Below are 18,855 nucleotides of genomic sequence, written 5' to 3'. Positions count from 1 at the left end.
TCCTCATTCGCTTAATTTATATTCAAAAATTATTTGAGAAGGATTTTTAATTTGTTGTATAATGTTAGATGTGGTTGAAAGTATACCTTCCAGAAACGATTTTTGAATTTTGTATTCTTTTATGTTTATAGTCTTTAAGTTCAGATCTTTTTTGAGTTCGCTAATTGCATCATCTAATGTTCCAATTTTATCAACGAGGCCAATTTTATCAACGAGGCCAAGTTTATATGCTTTACTCCCGAGATAAATTTGTCCTTGTGCTAAATTTCTAATAGTGCTTTCACTCAAATTAATCCTATTTTCTTTTACCACGCCTATAAATTTTTCGTACATTTCAAAAATTATTTCCTCAAACATAGTTTTCTCTTCAGGTGTTAATTTTCTGTAGGGTGAACCAATGTCCTTGTATTTTCCACTTTTAATAGTAATAATATTGATTCCGACTTTGTTTAGGAGTTCTTCATAATTTACAAGACTCATTATTACTCCAATGCTTCCAGTTTCCGTTAGAGGTTCAGCAAAAATACTATCCGATGCCATTGCTATGTAGTATCCACCAGATGCACATACTTCTCCCATAGAAACATAAACTTTAATATTATTTTTGATTTTGAACTGCTTTATCAAATTGTAAATTTTGTCAGTCTCATAAACAGTTCCACCGGGACTTGAAATTCTCAAAACTATTCCTTTTGGTTTAGCTTGTTCAAGTTCGTTAAATATCTTTTTCACGTCGTTTGAATTAAAGGAGTTTTTACCAACTTCGCCAATAATACCTTCAAGATAAACAACCGCAATAAGATTATCAGTTTTTATGTTAATATTGTTTTTAAAGACGGCAAAATATATAAAGAGGACTATAAGTGAGAATACAATTATGTCAAGAGCAATTTTTTTCTTCATCTTTTATTGCTTTGCGGACAATGTTTAAAATTTCTTCTTTGCTTAAAGTTGTTTTAAATCCTGCCGCTTCCTTGTGTCCTCCACCACCAAATATTTCTGCAATTTTTCTTACATCAATATGATTTTTGCTTCGCAAACTTCCCTTATATCCGCCATCTTGAAGTTCTCTTACAAAAAGAACAACTTCAATATCCTTTTCCTTTCTGAGATAGTCAACTATCCCTTCTGTGTCATTTTCGTTAGCATTGTAACTCTTAAAATCCTCCTGAGTAATATATGAAAAGCCAATTTTGTCCACAATTTCAAGACGGAGTAATGCAAGGCCAAGAAGTTTCAAGTGAGTTAAGGTTTCCATCTCATAAACCATCCTTGAAATGTAATATGGTCTTGCACCACTTAAAACAAGTTTTCTTGCAATATCAAAAGCAACTTCGGAAGTGTTATTAAAACGGAAAGAACCAGTGTCGGTGAGGAGTCCTGTGTAAAGAGCGTCTGCTATATCCTTATCTATCGGAAGATCAAGTTCTTTAATCAATTCAAAAACAAGGCAAGAGGTAGATGGGTATCCAACTTTTACATACTTAACATGAGAGAAATTTTCATTGCTTAAGTGATGGTCGATTCTTATTATTTTCTTAAAAGCGCTTAAGTCAAATGTAAATCCTTCAACTCTGTCAATATTAGGAGCATCGATTAAAATAAAAATTTCTGCAAATTTTCCTTCATCGAGGTTCTTGTTAATGCTTTTAAAATTTTTCAGAAATGCAAAATGAATTGGTGCCTCTCCTGGGACAAAATAAAATACTTTTTTGCCTAAATGTTCTAACGACATTCCAAGTCCAAGCATTGAGCCCATGCCATCTCCATCTGCATTTATGTGAGTTGTAAGAAAAATCGAATTACTATTTGAAATGATATTTTTTATTTCTTTAAGACTCTCCACTCTCTTCCCCTTTTTCTTTTAGTTCTTTTTCTACTTTATCTAAGATTTCAAGAACTCTATTTCCCTTTTGTATTGATAAGTCAAAATGAAAGTTTAAAAGTGGCACGAACTTCATATTCTTAAGCCTTTGTGCAACATCTCTTTGAATTCTTCTTGTTGCTTTTATTAGTCTTTGTTTAATTTCTTCCTCTTCATTTTCGTGCCCGATAATGGTGTAAAAAACTTTTGCATATCTTAAATCCTCTGACATTTCTACATGCGTAATAGTAACACTTTTGAGTAACGGATCATCAAGGGAGTGCATGTAGGTTGAAATCTCCCTCAAAATTGCTGACTCAATTTTATGCTTTCTTAATTCACTCATTTTGCCTACCTACCTTATACATTGAAATTATACCAGCAAATAAGAGAAGAACAAACGGAACCAAATTTAAATTGATTTTCCCTGTGTCTATAAATTTTACTTGTAGAGCAAGGTATGTTGCACCTAATATAGTTAATATTCCGATTGCATCTCTTAAACTTACTTTACTAATTGACAAAATTGCAAAACCAATCGAAACGATAATCGTTGCAACTATGTAATCTGAATGTAGCCCCAGTCCAAAAACAAGTGCAAGACCAATTCCTATAATGAGCAATCCTGCAAACATCTCAACCTGTCCAAAATACCTCTTGATAGCCTTAAATGCATCAAAAAATTTGTTAATTGCAAGTGCAGTAATAACAAAAGGAATTCCCAAACCCAAAGAATAGAACGTTAAAAGAATTATTCCTTGTAATACCTGAGAATGCGTTCCTGCCATAATGAGAATTGTGCCAAGAATTGGTCCAACGCATGGAGTCCACCCAAAACTAAAAGCAAATCCCATAAGAAATGCCTTAAGTAATGATGGAGTTGAAGTTCTTACGTTCATCTTCTTTTCGTAACCGAGAAAATTAAACCTTACAATCTGTGCCGTATGAAGTCCAAAAATGATTACGATTATTCCTGCAATAAATTCGAATAATTTTTTGTTTCTTGAAAGAAATTTTCCCACGAATGTTGCAGTTGCCCCTAATAGAATAAATACAACAGAAAAACCTAAAACAAACGCAACCGAGTTTATTAAAAGTTTTTTGGTGCTCGTCTCTCCACTTTTAAGTTCCGAAAGGGTTTCTCCTGTTATATATGAAATGTATGCAGGAATTAAAGGTAGTACGCATGGTGAAATAAATGAAACAAATCCTGCAATTGTTGCTTGAATGATTTCAGCAAGTGATATACCCATAGAAACCCCCTATACAAGAAGAGTTGAAAGAATTCCTGTTAAAAATATTCCGTCAAATGTACCTGCTCCACCAATACTTACAACAGGTGCGCCTAACTCGGATACATTATTTAAATTAAGAATGTCTGCTCCAATGAGTGTTCCCAATGTGCCGCTAACATAGGCAATAATAGGCGCATATTGTCTTGAAAGAATTAATGCAACGATTGCAGTTATTATTGGTGGTATAAAAAATGGCACTGCAATTCCAACACCTTTCACCGGCTTTGCAAATGAATGCACTACTATCGAGATGATTACAATGCCAATAATTGTAAGAAGAGCAATGTCAAGACGGCCCGCTGAAAGAATTCTAAGAAATTCGTATATTGAGATAAATATAGGAATAATTGCACCGCCAAAATTTATTGCTACAACTGTTGTTTGTTCTGTTACAAAAGGAATTTTGTATGGGATACCATAAAAGTAAACAACTCTTTCCTGAACGATTGGGTTTTGAGTAGTTATTTTTGTTATTGGAATATTAATTGCACTTCCAAAAAGAGACAAAAGAAAAACAAGTGTCCCTGTTATGGGACTAAATCCTAACCTTGAGAATGCTTCAACGATTCCGCCTGCAAATAAGAAAAAGAAAACTGGATAAATAAGTAAGAATAATACGAACAAGACAATTAGCATAGTAAATTCAAATGGAAAATAAATATAATTTTTGTTGTTCATTTTTCACCTCTCAATTAAAAATTCACTATATTATAGCATTTTTTAAAATTTGTTTTTTTGTATAATTTGATTATGGAAAATATTATACTTTTGTTTGATCATTTAAAAGTATTTTTTGCAGTTTTATTTTTTGTTTTAGGTGCTATTATAGGATCATTCTTAAATGTTGTGATTTATAGACTTCCCCGTCATGAATCACTTGTCTTTCCTCAGTCGCACTGTCCAATATGTGGGCACAGACTATCGACATTAGATTTAATTCCTATATTTAGTTATGTTGCTCTAAGAGGAAAATGCAGGTACTGCGGAGCAAAGATTCCCCCTATTTATCCAATTGTTGAATCTCTTACTGCGATACTATTTTCTTTAACATATTTAAAGTTTGGACTTACTCTACTTTCCTTAAAGTATTTAATTTTTATTTCAGTACTTATAGTTGTTTCCTTTATAGATTTATTTGAGGGTGTTGTTTTTGACATAGTAGTTATACCTGCTGCTATTATTGGTTTGATATTTGGTGTTTTTGGAAACCTTAAAGACACGATTTTGGGAATCATTTTTTATGCAATAATTTTCTTTCTTATAATCACACTATCAAAATTGTTCTATAAGGAAGGAGGTATGGGCGAAGGAGATTTAACGACAGGCACTATGATAGGTGCATTCCTTGGATTTAAGTTTGGCATTGTTGCTTTTATCCTTTCTTTTGTGATTGGTGCAATTGCAGGAATTCTTATAATGCTCATAAGCAAAAAAGGTGGAAAGACTGAAATACCATTTGTTCCATATATGTCTATTGCATCAGTCCTTGCAATATTTTTTGGAAATTATATTTTTGCTTTTTATTTAAATTTGTTTTAGAATTAATTTAAGGAGGTGAATATGGGTCTTTTTTCAAAGAGTAAAACGCCAATTATTGGGATAGACTTAGGATCAGGTTATATCAAAATAGCACAATTTGAGAAGAAGGGAAACGATCTTAAATTAGTAAATTTTGGTGTCCTTGATACGCCAGAAGGTGCAATTGTTGAAGGAAGAATTGAGAAACCAGAAGAAGTTAGGGAGGTGATAAAGCAACTTTTGTCTATCTATTCCTTTATTGGTAATAGGGTTGCAACAAATGTTTCAGGAAAACTTGTAACAGTTAAAGAGCTCATAATGGACGATCTCCCTCCGCAGGAATTACATGAGGCAATAAAATGGGAGGTCGAAAAAATTCTTCCGGCACCAATCGATAAAATGGCTTTTGATTATCAGGTTTTAAGTAAGGTTAAAGAAGGAAACACTGAGAAACTTTACATTCTTTTTGCTGCAGCACCAATTGAAGTCGTAGAGACAACTGTTCAACTTTTTAAGAGTCTCAACCTTGACCTTGTATCGATCGAAGTTGAAGCATTTTCTGTTTTAAGACTTTTAAGATTTCTTGGTGAGTTTGCGAAGAATTCCGAAAGGGTTATTGCTGCAATTAATATTGGGCATAACTTTACCTCAATAAACATGGTTGATAAGGGGCTTGTGCGATTTTCAAGGATTATTCCATGGGGTGGAAAGAGGTTAACGGATAAGATTGCATATTACTTTGGCATTGATTCTAAAGATGCAGAAAATAAGAAACGAGAGGAATTAGACCTATCACAAAAAGATGCACAGGTCTTTAAAGCGGTTGAAGAAGATCTAAATGAGTTATCGCTCGAAATAAGAAGATCCATTAGCTACTACTTTGCAAAGTATAATGAAGGTAAGGTTTCTGAAGTCACGATAATTTTGGAGGGTGGAACTGCTAATACAAAAAATATAGACCAATATTTAGAGGAAACAACAGGATTTCCATCTGTCGTTAACAGGCTTTTTTCGGATATTGCAAAGTATGATCCAAATCTCTTTACCAAGGAATACCTTTATGAAATGGCTCCTATGTTTGCAGTTGCAACCGGACTTGCGTTGAAAGAGCATCAGGTTGTAAGAAAAAAAGAAAAAGCAAAGAAAAAGTGAGGTGAGTTATGGAGGTTAAGGACTTTTACGAGATTGACATAAATCTTCTTCCACACAGAAAGAAGATTAAGCGAACTATCGACAGAGAAACAAAAACCATTATCAACATAGGTATTGCTCTTCTTGTAATTCTTGCAATTATCTATGCGGGACTCTATTATCAACTCTACACAAAGAATCAATATCTTAGTGATCTCAATACTCGCATTGCTTCTCTTAAGAAGGTTGAAGATACTTTGAATTTGAGAAACAAACTCGGCGATGATGTTTTTTATTATGAGACAACTATTGAGAAACTTGTGAATTCACAAATCGATTTTAATAATCTTCTTCTTGATATTGCAACCTCTATTCCGAAGGAAACCGTTATAGAAAATTTAAGTGTTGATATGGATAAAAAGATTGTCCAAATTACAGGGCATACGACTGACTTGCAACATCTTGCCTGGACTGCAAATGGGCTGTCACAAAATCCAAATATTAGTAATCTAACTGTTGATCAATACACTGTGCCTTATGTGAAAGTTCCAAACTCACCTAACTATACAACCTTTACAATTTCATTCCAATGGAAGGGGATGGGAAAATGAAAGAAGATGCGTTAAATAAACCTATGAGTATTAATGTAAGCGCTAAATTAGTTGCTGCAGTGATACTTTTTGTTGTAATTGCGGTGCTTTTCTATATGTATATTGTAATACCCAAGGTGAATGAAATTAATGCTATAAATGACCAGATTGCAAAGGCTGAGGAACGACTTAACTTGCTCCTACTTGCACAGGAAAGATTGAGCCTTATTGAAAGGGAAATAAATCTTTACAATGACAGACTTGTTGTCTTAAAACAGATTCTTCCACCACAAAGTGATGAATTTCTGTTTGCAGAGGAGTTTGTTGCGATTGCAAACAAAAGCGGTGGTAAGATTACAAGTTTGAACTTTGAAAAAAATGCAAATACACAAAATGCAATGCCTACATTTACTCTTTCATATGAAGCTCCAAAATACGACAATATCGTAGCGTTTAATAATCTTCTGAAGGATAACTACCCCCAAATTATAACGATCACGCAACTTACTATTTCGAAACTTGTTGACCAAACAGGTGCAGTAAAGTATATTTCAAACATTAAAGGGGTTATAAACCTCTCGCAAAGGAAGTGATAGATATGACAACAAAAGAGACTAAAACAAAAAAACCTTTTAAAATCTCTAAGGAAACGATAATCATAATAATAATCATTCTTGTTGTTTTTGCTGGATGGAATTTGCTTCTTCCACGTTTGTTTAAGGTTTCGGAAGTTAAAAATATAGCCTTACCTCAAGTAAAAAGAGGTAATATTGAATTTATAGACAAGCAAATAGAAAATAGAACCCTGCAAGTTCCATCGCTTGTTCCTTCGAATACTCAACTTGGGAAACAGAATCCGTTTGAATAGGAGAGTATTATGCAAAAACTATTTGAAAAAATTGAAAATACAAATGTTGATGCATTATTTGTTAGTAAAATTCAGAATGTAAGATATATTACTCATTTTACAGGGGAAGAGGGATTTGCAATTATAATTCCTCCAAAAATTTATTTACTGGTGGATTCTCGTTTTACAGAGCAAGCCCATCTTGAGGTCAAAGAAAGTGTTGAAGTAGTAGAGTGGTCTGATTTGAAAGAAGCAATTTCTTCGATTTTAACAAAGAATAAAGTGCATTTTCTTGCAATTGAAGAGGGAAGCTTGAAATTTTCTACTTATAAGTTACTTTCTCAACTCGGTTTTCTTGTCCTTGTTGGAACATTTGATTTAATAGAAGAAATTAGAATGATTAAAGAGGATTGGGAGCTTGAAAAAATTAGGACTGCATGTGATATTTCTACCAAAGCATTTCTTGAGACTCTTAAATTCCTTAAAGAGGGAATTTCCGAACTTGAAATATCTGCAGAACTTGAATACCGTTTCAAAAAGTTTGGTGGCGAAAAACCATCTTTTGACACAATAGTTGCATCAGGAGAAAGAGGTGCTTTACCTCACGGGGTTGCATCCAAAAAACATATTAATGCTCACGAACCTATTGTTTTCGATTTCGGGGTGTTCTTCGAAGGTTTTGCTTCCGATACAACGCGTGTTGTCTCTATTGGTGAGGTATCACAAGAGGTTCGTGATGTATACAAAGTCTTAATGGAGGCTCAAAGAATTGGAAGGGAAGTTGCAAAGGAAGGTATTTTAGCATCAAATGTTGACAAAACAGTTCGTGACTTTCTTTCAGAGAAAGGCTTTGGGTCGTACTTTACTCATGGTCTTGGACACGGTGTCGGACTTGAAATTCACGAGCTTCCTTATGTAAACGCAAGGTCAAAATATACACTTTTAAGAAATATGGTAATAACAATCGAACCCGGATTATACTTTCCAAATAAATATGGCTTAAGGCTTGAGGATACTGTAATAGTTAAAGAAGACTCGATTGAGAATCTTATAGATCTTCCTCACGAAATAATTGTTGTTTAAATCTCTAAGTTGACTTTTGAAAGTGCTTCTAACATAGTATAGTCGGTTTGATCGATAAGGAGAGGGGTAATTGTAGCATACCCCTCTTTTACGTATTTTGAATCTGTTCCTTCTTCGTATGGGTCTTCAAGAACACCGCCAATCCAATAGAATTCCTTTTGAAAAGGATCCTTTCCAATAAAAACTCTATTTTTATACCTTCTTCTTGATAATTTTGCAAATTTTATACCAGTAATTCTGTTTGTGTTTGGGAAATTAATATTGAAGTAGGTAGTTTTAGAACCTACTATTTTTGAAAGTTTATCAATAATTTTTGTTGAAACATTTGCTGCCAATTCGAAATTTGGATTTTCGAAATCATTTACAGAAATCGCAAAAGAAAGAATTTTATTTATTGCTCCCTCTCTTGCTCCCGCAACTGTTCCTGAGTATATAATATCGTCACCGAGGTTTGGACCCTTGTTTATACCTGAAACAACTATGTCTATGGGCTCATTTATAAATACATCAATAGCAAGGAGGACACAATCGGCTGGAGTTCCTGAAACCCGAAGTGATAATTTTTCTCCAATGTGAAGTGGATATTTTTCAGCACGTAAAGGTTTGTGCAGGGTTGTTGCATGACTTCCTGCGCTCTGCGGTTTTTGTGGTGCAACAACATAAATATTGCCCAACTTAATTAGGTTTCTTGCAAGTACTTTCAACCCTTCCGATTCAATCCCGTCGTCATTAGTAATCAGAATGTTCATCTTTTTTTCACAATATAATGATATACTTTTATTGTGATTTTGCAAGGAGCTTGGCATGGATAACGAAATTGAAATGAATAGGCCTACATGGGTTGAAGTAGATTTGCAATCTATAAGGAATAACTTTTTGAAAATAAAAGAAAAGGTCTTCTTTCGAGATGTGATTTGTGTTGTGAAGGCAGATGCATATGGATTAGGAGCATCAAAAATTGCAGCCACTTTAGAAGAAGTAGGTGCAGACGGATTCGCTGTTGCTTCAATGGAGGAGGCATTAACACTGCGAGAGTCTCAAATTAAAAAACCAATACTTGTTCTTGGATATGTGGACACAAGAAATCTCCATCTTGCATCTCTAAATGAAATTCGAATAACGCTTTTTGATAAGGACTTCATAAAACGTCTTAAAGAGTACAGGAATGAAACACCTCTGAAAATACATGTAAAAATTGACACTGGCATGCATAGACTTGGAATTTCTTTAGAGGAGGTTCCATTTGTATTTGAGGAGTTAAGCAAGTTTAAAAGTGTGATTGTTGAAGGTGTGTATACACACTTTGCTTCTGCAGATTCCGATCCTGATTATACTAGGTTTCAAATAAGCCAATTTAATAGGGTGCTTGAATATTTAAAGGAAAGAAATGCATGTCCAAAAGTAGTGCATGCTGCAAACAGTGCTGCAGTTTTGAATTTTGAAAAGGCATACTATACAGCAGTAAGGCCAGGAATTCTTCTTTATGGTATTACTCCCAATCATCAAAAAATCCAATTAGAAAGTGATTTCAAAGAAGCAGTATCTATAAAAACAAGGATTGTCAAAGTTTCGTATTACAAGAAAGGAGAAAGGATTAGTTACGGTGGAACATATCAAACAGAAAAAGAGTCTCTCATTGCAACTGTTCCAATCGGGTATGCGGATTTTATTCCAAGAAATCTCTCAAATAAGGGTTATGTGCTTGTTAAGGGACTTAAAGCGCCAATTGTTGGAGTCATTACCATGGATATGATGATGATTGATGTTACGGGATTTCCTTATATACATCCTGGCAATGAAGTTGTTATTGTAGGAAGTCAGGGGGAAAATAAGATTACAATGGAAGAATTTGCAACGCTCTCAAATACAATCCCTTATGAAATTTTGACACGTCTCAACAAGCGGATTAAACGTATCTATAAATGAGAATTTGAAAAATTCTTTAATATCTAATATACTAAGTTAAGGAGGTAAAATACTATGGAGATAACAATCACAGCGAAAGGTATTGAGAAGTTGCCAGACTTTACAGAAGAAGAAATTAAGAAAAAAATTGGAAAGTTAGAAAAGTATTTTGATAACATTCAGCAGGCAAATGTAGTAATTAGTAAAGTTCGGGGCATTTTTGAAATGGAAGTGACAATTTTTGCTTCTCAGAAAATAATAAGAGGTGTTGGTAAAGGCTCTTTGATAGATGAAGCACTTGATAACGTTGTTGAAAAGCTTGAGACGCAGGTTAAAAAATTAAGAGATAGGTTGAAGGGTGAAAAACGTATTTCTAAAGAAGAGATTTTTGGAAATATAGAAGAAGAGGAAAGTGAATTCCCAAGAATAACAAAGATAAAGACTTTCCCAGTAAAACCAATGAGTCTGGAAGAAGCTATGCTTCAAATAGAACTGTTAGGGCATGACTTTTTCATTTTTAGAGATGAAGAAACAAACGAAATTAACGTTTTATATAGAAGAAAGGACGGTAACTACGGTTTAATTAAGCCGCAATAATAGACGATATGCTGTTAGATTTTTTAGATCCAGTAAAAAGAAATCTCAAAAAGTACTGGGATATTGTTAGTAAAATAAATGAGGTTGAAGAAGTTATCTCTCCTTTAAGTAACGAAGATTTAGCGAAAAAAACCGAAGAATTTAAAGAGAGGCTTGCAAGAGGAGAAACAACATCAGATATTCTTATTGATGCCTTCGCTGTCGTAAGAGAAGTTGCAAAGCGTACGCTTAATATGCGCCACTTCGACGTCCAAATTCTCGGAGGTCTTGTATTATTTTACGGCGGTATTGCCGAGATGAAAACAGGTGAGGGTAAAACGCTTGTTGCAACACTACCTTTGTATCTCAATGCTCTTGAAGGCCATGGAGGGCATCTCGTAACAGTCAATGATTACCTTGCAAAAAGAGATGCTCTCTGGATGGGTCCTATTTACAAGTTTTTGGGTCTTACGGTTGGCGTTATCCAGCATGAAGAAGCTTTTCTTGTAGATTGGGATGATAAAGAAAAGTTTACTGTAAAACTTGTTCCATGCACAAGGAAAGTTGCATACCTTGCAGATGTGACATATGGAACAAACAATGAATTTGGCTTTGACTATCTGAGGGATCACCTTGTTGTTTCGCCTGAAGACATGGTTCAAAGAGAACTTTACTATGCTATTGTTGATGAAGTTGATAGTATTCTTATAGATGAAGCGAGAACGCCTTTGATTATCTCTGGCCCTGCAGAAGAATCAACAGAAATGTACTATGTTGCTAAAAAGGTTGCAGATAATCTTATAAGGGATGTTGATTACGAAACAGACGAAAAGTTGAAGACAACATCCCTCACGCAAGATGGTGTCAAGAAAATAGAAAAATTACTTCATATCGATAACTTATATGACGAACGTTTTGTTGATCTTGTAAAGCATATTAATCAAGCATTGAGAGCAAAAGAATTTTTCCACAGGGACGTTGATTACATAGTAAAAGATGGTGAAGTGATAATTGTTGATGAGTTTACTGGAAGACTCATGTTTGGAAGGCGTTATAGTGACGGACTTCACCAGGCTATAGAAGCAAAAGAAGGATTAAGGGTACAAAGCGAAAATCAGACACTTGCAACTATCACATTTCAGAATTATTTCAGAATGTATAAAAAACTTGCGGGCATGACTGGAACTGCATTAACTGAGGCACGAGAATTTAAGGAAATTTACAATCTTGACGTTTATGTAATTCCAACAAACAAACCAGTTATAAGAGTTGACCATCCCGATGTTGTATATAAAACTGAAGATGCTAAATTTAGAGCGATTGTAAGAAAAATTGAAGAACTTTACAAGAAAGGCCAACCTGTCCTTGTTGGAACAAGGTCAATAGAGAAATCTGAGCGACTTTCTAAGATGCTTAAGCGACTTGGGATACCTCATAATGTCCTTAATGCAAAATATCACGAAAAGGAAGCAGAAATTATAAAGGATGCTGGTCAGTATAAGGCTGTAACAATTGCAACAAACATGGCAGGGCGTGGCGTTGATATAAAACTTGGCGAAGGTGTTGCCGAATTAGGTGGATTGTTTGTATTAGGAACCGAGCGACACGAAGCAAGAAGAATTGATAATCAATTAAGAGGGCGTTCAGGAAGACAGGGTGATCCTGGCGAATCACAGTTCTATCTATCACTTGAAGATGAATTAATGAGACTTTTTGGTGGAGATCAGGTAAAATCCATTTTAACAACGCTAAAAGTTGACGAAGATGAACCTATTGAGCATCCACTACTTTCAAGAATAATAGAAAATGCGCAGAAGAAGGTAGAGGCATATAACTTTAGTATTAGAAAGAATCTTCTTGACTATGACAATGTTCTTGAAAAGCAGAGAGAGGTAATCTACAAGGAAAGAGAAAAAATTCTAAAAGAACCTTCCATAAGAGATGAGATTGTTGACATGATAAAAGAAGTAATTGCCTCAACAGTTAGTGCACACTTTGTTGAAGAAGATCTCGACGAAGAAAGAAAAACTGAACTTGAAAAGGCGCTTTCAAATCTTATGGGTAGAAATATTAAACTTGGAGAACTTACGAATGTCAAAAAGGATGAGCTGATAGAACAAATTGAGGATCTCGCAGTTAAGTTATACGAAGAAAAGGAAGCGTGCTTTACTCCTGATGTTATGAGGAGCGTTGAAAAATATCTTCTTCTTAGAAATATAGACTCTAATTGGAAAGACCACCTCTATGCAATGGATGAATTAAAAGAAGGAATTGGTCTTAGAGCATATGGCCAAAAGGATCCTCTTCTTGAATATCAAATTGAAAGTAGATCGCTTTTTGATGCTATGCTTGATAGGATAAAATACGATACGGTATTCATGCTTTATCGAGTAGAGCTTGCCCCAAAAGAAGAGGAGAAAAGCAAAATCGACAAAGTTAATAAAAAGAAGAAAAGATGATTACAGACGAAACAAAGAGACAGATTTTAGAGACAATCGAAAAAATCGAAGCTCTTCTTGACCCTGTATGGCTCAAAGAACATGAAGATGCTGTAAAAGCATTGGAAAGTAAGACTCTAAATCCTGATTTTTGGAAGAGTCCTGATTCAAAAGAGACTTTAAAGCTTTTGTCAATGACTAAAAAAGAAATTGCAAAATTCAAACAACTTGAAACCGTTAAAAACGACCTAAATACGCTTCTGGAACTGTACGAAGAAGCCGAAGAACATCTCGATAAAGAAGCCCAGGAAGTTCTTTTCGATGCAAATAAACTTGTAAAAGAGTTTGAAATAGAGAGATTTTTAAGTGAACCATATGATGATCTTAATGCGTTTGTTTCGTTCTCGTCAGGTGCAGGCGGTGTTGATGCACAGGATTGGACTGAGATGCTCTTAAAAATGTATTTGAGGTTTTTTGAGAAAAAGGGATTTGAGGCAAAAATCATTGATCAAACTGTTGGAGAAGAGGCAGGCATAAAGAGTGCAACTGTTTACGTTAAAGGAGAATTTGCATACGGACTTCTTAAAGGCGAATCTGGAGTTCACAGACTTGTGAGAATCTCTCCTTTCGATGCAAACAGAAGAAGACATACCTCCTTTGCACTTGTTGAGGTTGTGCCAGATCTTGGGGAAGTTGAAGATATAGAAATTGATGAGAAGGATTTAAAGATTGAAATTTTTAGGGCAAGTGGACATGGAGGACAAAACGTCCAAAAAGTTGAAACAGCAGTAAGAATTACTCATATACCAACTGGCATTACTGCAACCTGTCAGGACGAGCGTTCACAAACTCAGAATAAGGCAATGGCAATGAAAATCCTAAAATCTAGACTAATGCTTCTTGAAAAGAAAAAACAAGAAGAAACTTTAAAAGGTTTAAAAGGTGCTTTTCGTTCAATTGAATGGGGAAATGAGATTCGCTCATATGTGCTACAGCCCTATAAACTTGTGAAAGATCATCGAACAGGAGTTGAGATAGGAAATGTTGATGAGGTTTTAGAAGGAGAACTTGATGAGTTCATCTGGGCTTACCTTAAATCCAAGAAATAAAATTCTTCAAACCCTAAAAGAAATTTCAGGGATTTTTATTGGCTCTTTTATTTATGCAATAGCAATTAATGTTTTTATTCAACCTAATCACATTGCTCCAGGTGGATTTATAGGTATCGCAATAATCCTAAATCACTATATACCATTTTTAAAGGTTGGTATAACTGTAGTTTTAATGAACATTCCTTTGCTTATTTTAGGTCTTAAAAGGATTGGTTTAAAGTTCTTCTTTGGAACAATTCTCGGAACAGTTCTTTCATCTATCTTAATTGATATTCTTGCTCCGTTTTTACCTTCTTTTACGACAGACCCAATGCTTGCAGCACTTTACGGTGGCTTTATTATGGGTGCTGGTATTGGAATTGTGTTTCGATTTTACGCTTCTACTGGTGGCACAGACTTACTTGCACAAATTATTTATGATTTTACTGGCCTTCCATTTGGTCAGGCTCTTATGGTTGTTGACGTTGCAATAATCATAGCGTCTGGGTTCGTATTCAAAGATATCAATGTACCACTTTATTCTATCATTGCAGAACTTGTTTCCAACTATGCAATTGACCTTGCGCAGGAAGGTTTTATCTCCTATAAAGTTCTTTTTATAATTACAAAAAAGGGTGAAGATATTAAAAACAGAATATTCGAGGAAATTGGAAGGGGTGTTACAGAACTCGAAGTGAGGGGAGGCTATACCCAAGAGCCATGGGATCTTCTTATGATTGCTGTAATCCATACCGAGGTTATGAAAGTGAAGCGAATTGTAATTGAAACTGACCCTGAATCTTTTACAATAGTTGGAGATTCTTCAGAAATTATTGGACAAGGTTTTAAATCACCAAAGGAGAGGTTATGATAGAATTAAAAAATGTTTCTAAAGTTTACCCAAATGGAACAATCGCACTCGATAAAGTAAATTTAAAATTTAACAAAGGTGATTTTGTAATTCTTATGGGAGAGTCTGGTGCTGGTAAAACTACCCTTTTGAAAATAATAAGAGGTGATGAAGAGCCAACCGAAGGTACCGTCCTTTTTGAAGGGGTAGATATTCAAAGATACAACAGAACAAGCCTTCGTAGGAAAATAGGTTTTGCTTTTCAAGATTTGACTTTAATTGATGACAGAACTGTGTTTGATAATGTCTCTCTGCCAATGCAATTTCGTGGAGCAAGTTTTAGAGAAATTCATAATAAAGTTGAGGCTGTTTTAAGCGAAGTCAGACTTAGGGAAAAAATGTATAAACTCGTAAAAGAATTGTCCTATGGAGAAAAACAAAGGGTTTCCATAGCGAGAGCGTTAATTTATGAACCGATTGTACTGTTGCTTGATGAACCTACGGGAAATCTTGACGTGGATACTGCAAGAGCAGTTCTAAATTTTGTTGAGGTCTTGAATGAGAGGGGCACAACCGTTATAATGTCAACACACCATCTAATTGAATTTGGTAATAAACCAAAAGGGATTATTAAAATTAGAAAAGGAAGGATAGTGGGAAAAGAATATGTATAGGCTATTCTATGTATTGAGACATACACTATTAGTTTTAAAAGAAACCAAGAAAATTGCTTTTATTACTGTCCTATCGCTTTTGGTCGGGATGCTTGCATTGGGCTCAACCTATATAATTGGGACAAAACTTTTTCAGAGTTCCCTTACTTTAAAAGAAAAGGTAAGAATTGTTGTTTTTTTTAAACAGAACCTAAACTCAAGTGATGTTGAATCATCTGTTTCAACTATTAGGTCTATAGATGGTGTAAAATCTGTAACACTAACTACTCCTGAACAAGCAAAAGACGAATTTATCAAAATATTCCCTCAATATCAAGGCATTTTAACAAGTTTAGGAAGGAACCCACTTCCTTACTCTGCAACAGTGGAATTGAATGATATTAGTCTCGGTAAAAGAATAACAGATATTATAAAGGATCTTCAAACTGTTGATGTTGTAGTTTTTTCTGAAGATACTGCAAATAAAATTAACAACCTTATTAATGTAATTTATGTCATTTTTTTGTCTGTAATGCTTGCAGTTTTTGCCGAATTTATTTTTACAGTTCAAAATACCACTACACTTTTACTTGATTACAGAAGAAACGACATAAGAGTCCTTAGACTTATAGGCGCTGATGCAGTTTTTACATTTATTCCTTTCACATTAATTGTTGTTTTCCTAAATTTGGTTGCCTGGGTTATATCTTATTATCTTATTGGAAAAGTCAACGAATTAAGTACAGGAATTGTTCAAGGGATAATTCCTTATGCAACTGTTTCGAGCAATGTGAATTTTAATGTGACTCTTTTCGCGCTACTTATCTTTTCAGTTGTTTCTTCTCTTATAGGAAGCCTTATATCTGTTTTGAGGTTTAGAAATGTTAAGTGAAATACAAGGACTTAATTTTAAAAAGATTAGCATTAAATTATTAGCAATAATTTTTATCTTAACGTTAATGTTTAATACCAATGTTGTTAAATCAGGGCTTGAAGAAGAGCAAAGGAAGCTTGCTCAGTATAAGGCTCAACTTGAACAGATTAAAAAGAATATTGTAAGTATTGACAATTCAACAAAGGAAATCAATTCGCTGATAGACAGTCTTTCAGATGAAGTCTCTTATCTTAAAGAGGAAATTAAGAAAACTCAGCAAAAGATAGATGAGCTCAATGCTCAGATTAAAGTTAAAGAGATTGAAATAAAAAATAAGGAAGAGGAGATTGCAAAAAGACAAAAAGACCTTGAAGAGGCAGTAAATCTCTCATATAAACTCACTGCAATTTCTCCAATAGAACTTCTCTATGAAGGAAATGACCCTGAATCTGTTTACAAGAGAATTACTTATATAGGTTATATTTCAGACTACACAAAGAAACTGATGGAACAAGCAGAACAGGACAAACTTCAACTGCAAAAGTTCAAAAGTGATTTATCTAAATCAGAAAAGGAGTACGAAGCAGTTTTGAAAGAAAAACAGGAACAAGAAAATATTCTTCTTCAAGAAATTGATATGAAAAATAGACTTCTTGAGACTCTCAAGCAGAAGAAGACATATCTTTTATACAAACAAAGCGAGCTTGAAGAAGAGATTAAAAAAGAAGAAGAGTTAATTCAAAAATTGATAGAAGAGCAGCGCAAGAAAGGAATTTACGCAGGAACTTTCATCTGGCCGGTTATTGGCCCCGTAACATCAGAATTTGGCATGAGATTTCATCCTATTTTACATATTATGAGAATGCATGATGGTATTGATATTGCAGTGCCAACAGGGACACCCGTAAAGGCATCTGCTTCTGGCACAATCATTGCAACAAAATGGCTTGAGGGATACGGGAATGTTGTAATTGTTTCGCATGGTCAAAACTTTTCAACCCTTTATGCTCATCTCAAGAGTTTTGCCGTAAAAGAAGGCCAGGAAGTTAAACAAGGACAAGTTATTGCGTATTCTGATAATACCGGGTGGTCAACAGGTCCACATCTTCATTTCTCAATCTATAAGATCGATCCAGAAACTGGAAAATCTATGCCTGTTAATCCGAGAAACTATTTGCCGTAGTTATCTTATTACAGGATATTGAATTTTTCTCCTTTTGTTTTCTGGAATGACATTCCACCAAACCCAGATTATAAATTGGCGTAAATATCCAACTTTGTCAAATCTACGAGTTGATGTATAAACTTTGTCAGTCCAAAGATAATAAAACTTGCCAAACCTTTTTGCATTCTTAATAAGGGTCAAATCTTCGTTAAATGTTAGAGATTCATCAAATTTTATTTTTCCGAACACATCTTTTTTTACTATTTGTATGGACATAGAACTTTGGCTTACCCATCTTCCAAAGTTATAAAAATTAAACCACGCTCTTGCTTTGAATGAATTATCAAGCGGTTTTAGCGAAGTTACAATTATTACAGCATCCTTCCTCTTTTTTACAAAATCGTCCAATTCTTTGAGAAAATCCTTATGTAGATGTGTGTCAGCATCGAGAAAAATTAACCATTCTGAATGCTCATCTGTAAGGCTTGCACCAATGTTTTTTGCAATTGATACACCACTTGTTTCAAGCTTTAGTGTGAGCAATTTTATCTTTGTATTTTTCACAAACTCTTCGATTAGTTCATTTGTTTTATCTTTTGAGCCATTTTCAACGACGATTACTTCATATTCTTTTTGCGGGTAATCAAGATTCTCCAAGTTACTCAATGTTTCAAATATATAAGCTTCCTCATTATGGGCAGGAATGATAATCGAAAAAAAACGTTTGTTTCTCCATTGCATCAAATTATAAGGAAATTTTCAAAGAAAAGAAAATTTTCAGAAATTGACTATATTTTAATTTTTGGTAAAATATTTTTACGCCATAAATATTTTGCGTAAATGTTTAGTTTAAAGAGGTGAATTATGCAAGATTCTGAAATGTACATAAAACTTTTAAAAGAAGTTATTGATAATAAGTACAGATTGATACAGGTTCTTATTGAGGAAGGACAAAAATTGTACAAGTTAAACCCA

The 18,855-nt window shown here is 34.3% G+C and carries 21 protein-coding genes; 14 read left to right on the top strand and 7 right to left on the bottom strand.

The genetic code is table 11. The annotated features are described in order from the left end of the window. Positions 1–3 precede the first annotated feature (3 nt). The 5 genes from sppA to CSE_RS05160 are packed head-to-tail and all read right to left on the bottom strand — an operon-like array spanning position 4 to position 3,837. Complete coding sequence (gene sppA, locus CSE_RS05180; protein ID WP_014453593.1) at positions 4–903, bottom strand: signal peptide peptidase SppA; 900 nt, start codon at positions 901–903, stop codon at positions 4–6. Further along, positions 881–1,846, bottom strand: coding sequence for a DHH family phosphoesterase (locus CSE_RS05175; RefSeq protein ID WP_014453592.1), 966 nt, complete (start codon positions 1,844–1,846; stop codon positions 881–883). The genes sppA and CSE_RS05175 overlap by 23 nt, the downstream gene beginning before the upstream one ends. After that, positions 1,833–2,210, bottom strand: a complete 378-nt coding sequence (gene rbfA / locus CSE_RS05170; protein ID WP_014453591.1) for a 30S ribosome-binding factor RbfA — start codon at positions 2,208–2,210, stop codon at positions 1,833–1,835. The genes CSE_RS05175 and rbfA overlap by 14 nt, the downstream gene beginning before the upstream one ends. Next, the gene (locus CSE_RS05165; protein WP_014453590.1) at positions 2,203–3,117 is read right to left on the bottom strand and encodes a cytochrome c biogenesis CcdA family protein; all 915 of its coding nucleotides are present in this window, start codon (positions 3,115–3,117) and stop codon (positions 2,203–2,205) included. Before CSE_RS05165 ends, rbfA begins: the two co-directional genes overlap by 8 nt. A gap of 9 nt (positions 3,118–3,126) precedes the next feature. Beyond that, positions 3,127–3,837, bottom strand: a complete 711-nt coding sequence (locus CSE_RS05160; RefSeq protein WP_014453589.1) for a DUF1614 domain-containing protein — start codon at positions 3,835–3,837, stop codon at positions 3,127–3,129. A 72-nt stretch (positions 3,838–3,909) separates the two neighbouring features. On the opposite strand from CSE_RS05160, the gene CSE_RS05155 reads away from it, so the two are divergent. From CSE_RS05155 to CSE_RS05130, 6 genes are read left to right on the top strand one after another with little or no spacing between them, the layout of a single operon-like run. After that, complete coding sequence (locus CSE_RS05155; RefSeq protein ID WP_014453588.1) at positions 3,910–4,698, top strand: prepilin peptidase; 789 nt, start codon at positions 3,910–3,912, stop codon at positions 4,696–4,698. Positions 4,699–4,719: 21 nt separating this feature from the next. Further along, positions 4,720–5,829 carry a type IV pilus assembly protein PilM gene (gene pilM, locus CSE_RS05150; protein WP_014453587.1) on the top strand — a complete coding sequence of 370 codons (1,110 nt, stop codon included), beginning with the start codon at positions 4,720–4,722 and terminating at the stop codon, positions 5,827–5,829. A gap of 8 nt (positions 5,830–5,837) precedes the next feature. Further along, positions 5,838–6,419 (top strand): PilN domain-containing protein, encoded by a 582-nt coding sequence (locus tag CSE_RS05145; RefSeq protein ID WP_014453586.1) that lies wholly within the window; start codon positions 5,838–5,840, stop codon positions 6,417–6,419. After that, positions 6,416–6,991 (top strand): hypothetical protein, encoded by a 576-nt coding sequence (locus tag CSE_RS05140; protein ID WP_014453585.1) that lies wholly within the window; start codon positions 6,416–6,418, stop codon positions 6,989–6,991. Before CSE_RS05145 ends, CSE_RS05140 begins: the two co-directional genes overlap by 4 nt. A gap of 5 nt (positions 6,992–6,996) precedes the next feature. Then, positions 6,997–7,266, top strand: a complete 270-nt coding sequence (locus tag CSE_RS05135) for a hypothetical protein (protein ID WP_014453584.1) — start codon at positions 6,997–6,999, stop codon at positions 7,264–7,266. A 9-nt stretch (positions 7,267–7,275) separates the two neighbouring features. Further along, the gene (locus CSE_RS05130; protein WP_014453583.1) at positions 7,276–8,328 is read left to right on the top strand and encodes a M24 family metallopeptidase; all 1,053 of its coding nucleotides are present in this window, start codon (positions 7,276–7,278) and stop codon (positions 8,326–8,328) included. Here the strand turns inward: CSE_RS05130 and surE are convergent. Next, positions 8,325–9,077, bottom strand: coding sequence for a 5'/3'-nucleotidase SurE (gene surE, locus CSE_RS05125; protein ID WP_014453582.1), 753 nt, complete (start codon positions 9,075–9,077; stop codon positions 8,325–8,327). The genes CSE_RS05130 and surE overlap by 4 nt on opposite strands. A gap of 55 nt (positions 9,078–9,132) precedes the next feature. On the opposite strand from surE, the gene alr reads away from it, so the two are divergent. Genes alr through CSE_RS07945 form a run of 8 tightly spaced genes read left to right on the top strand, consistent with a single transcriptional unit; the run spans position 9,133 to position 17,898 of the window. Further along, on the top strand, positions 9,133–10,254 hold the full coding sequence (alr, locus tag CSE_RS05120) for an alanine racemase (protein ID WP_014453581.1): 1,122 nt from the start codon (positions 9,133–9,135) through the stop codon (positions 10,252–10,254). A 54-nt stretch (positions 10,255–10,308) separates the two neighbouring features. After that, positions 10,309–10,830: a ribosome hibernation-promoting factor, HPF/YfiA family gene (hpf, locus tag CSE_RS05115; RefSeq protein WP_014453580.1), complete on the top strand. Its 522-nt coding sequence runs from the start codon at positions 10,309–10,311 to the stop codon at positions 10,828–10,830. Between the two features lie 8 nt (positions 10,831–10,838). Beyond that, the gene (gene secA / locus CSE_RS05110; protein WP_014453579.1) at positions 10,839–13,268 is read left to right on the top strand and encodes a preprotein translocase subunit SecA; all 2,430 of its coding nucleotides are present in this window, start codon (positions 10,839–10,841) and stop codon (positions 13,266–13,268) included. Next, complete coding sequence (gene prfB, locus CSE_RS05105; protein ID WP_014453578.1) at positions 13,265–14,356, top strand: peptide chain release factor 2; 1,092 nt, start codon at positions 13,265–13,267, stop codon at positions 14,354–14,356. The genes secA and prfB overlap by 4 nt, the downstream gene beginning before the upstream one ends. After that, positions 14,319–15,209 (top strand): YitT family protein, encoded by an 891-nt coding sequence (locus CSE_RS05100; protein WP_014453577.1) that lies wholly within the window; start codon positions 14,319–14,321, stop codon positions 15,207–15,209. The genes prfB and CSE_RS05100 overlap by 38 nt, the downstream gene beginning before the upstream one ends. Then, complete coding sequence (locus CSE_RS05095; protein ID WP_014453576.1) at positions 15,206–15,862, top strand: cell division ATP-binding protein FtsE; 657 nt, start codon at positions 15,206–15,208, stop codon at positions 15,860–15,862. The genes CSE_RS05100 and CSE_RS05095 overlap by 4 nt, the downstream gene beginning before the upstream one ends. Continuing rightward, entirely contained in the window at positions 15,855–16,733 is an 879-nt protein-coding gene (locus CSE_RS05090; RefSeq protein WP_014453575.1) for a cell division protein FtsX, read from the top strand. Before CSE_RS05095 ends, CSE_RS05090 begins: the two co-directional genes overlap by 8 nt. After that, positions 16,723–17,898 carry a murein hydrolase activator EnvC family protein gene (locus CSE_RS07945; protein WP_014453574.1) on the top strand — a complete coding sequence of 392 codons (1,176 nt, stop codon included), beginning with the start codon at positions 16,723–16,725 and terminating at the stop codon, positions 17,896–17,898. The genes CSE_RS05090 and CSE_RS07945 overlap by 11 nt, the downstream gene beginning before the upstream one ends. Here CSE_RS07945 and CSE_RS05080 read toward each other — a convergent pair whose 3' ends face one another. Continuing rightward, positions 17,899–18,621, bottom strand: coding sequence for a glycosyltransferase (locus tag CSE_RS05080; RefSeq protein ID WP_014453573.1), 723 nt, complete (start codon positions 18,619–18,621; stop codon positions 17,899–17,901). Positions 18,622–18,855 lie beyond the last annotated feature (234 nt).

It is taken from the genome of Caldisericum exile AZM16c01, assembly GCF_000284335.1.
GTDB classification, from domain to species: domain Bacteria; phylum Caldisericota; class Caldisericia; order Caldisericales; family Caldisericaceae; genus Caldisericum; species Caldisericum exile.
Note: the sequence above shows the minus strand (reverse complement) of the source record. Positions and strands in the feature narration are given on the sequence as shown.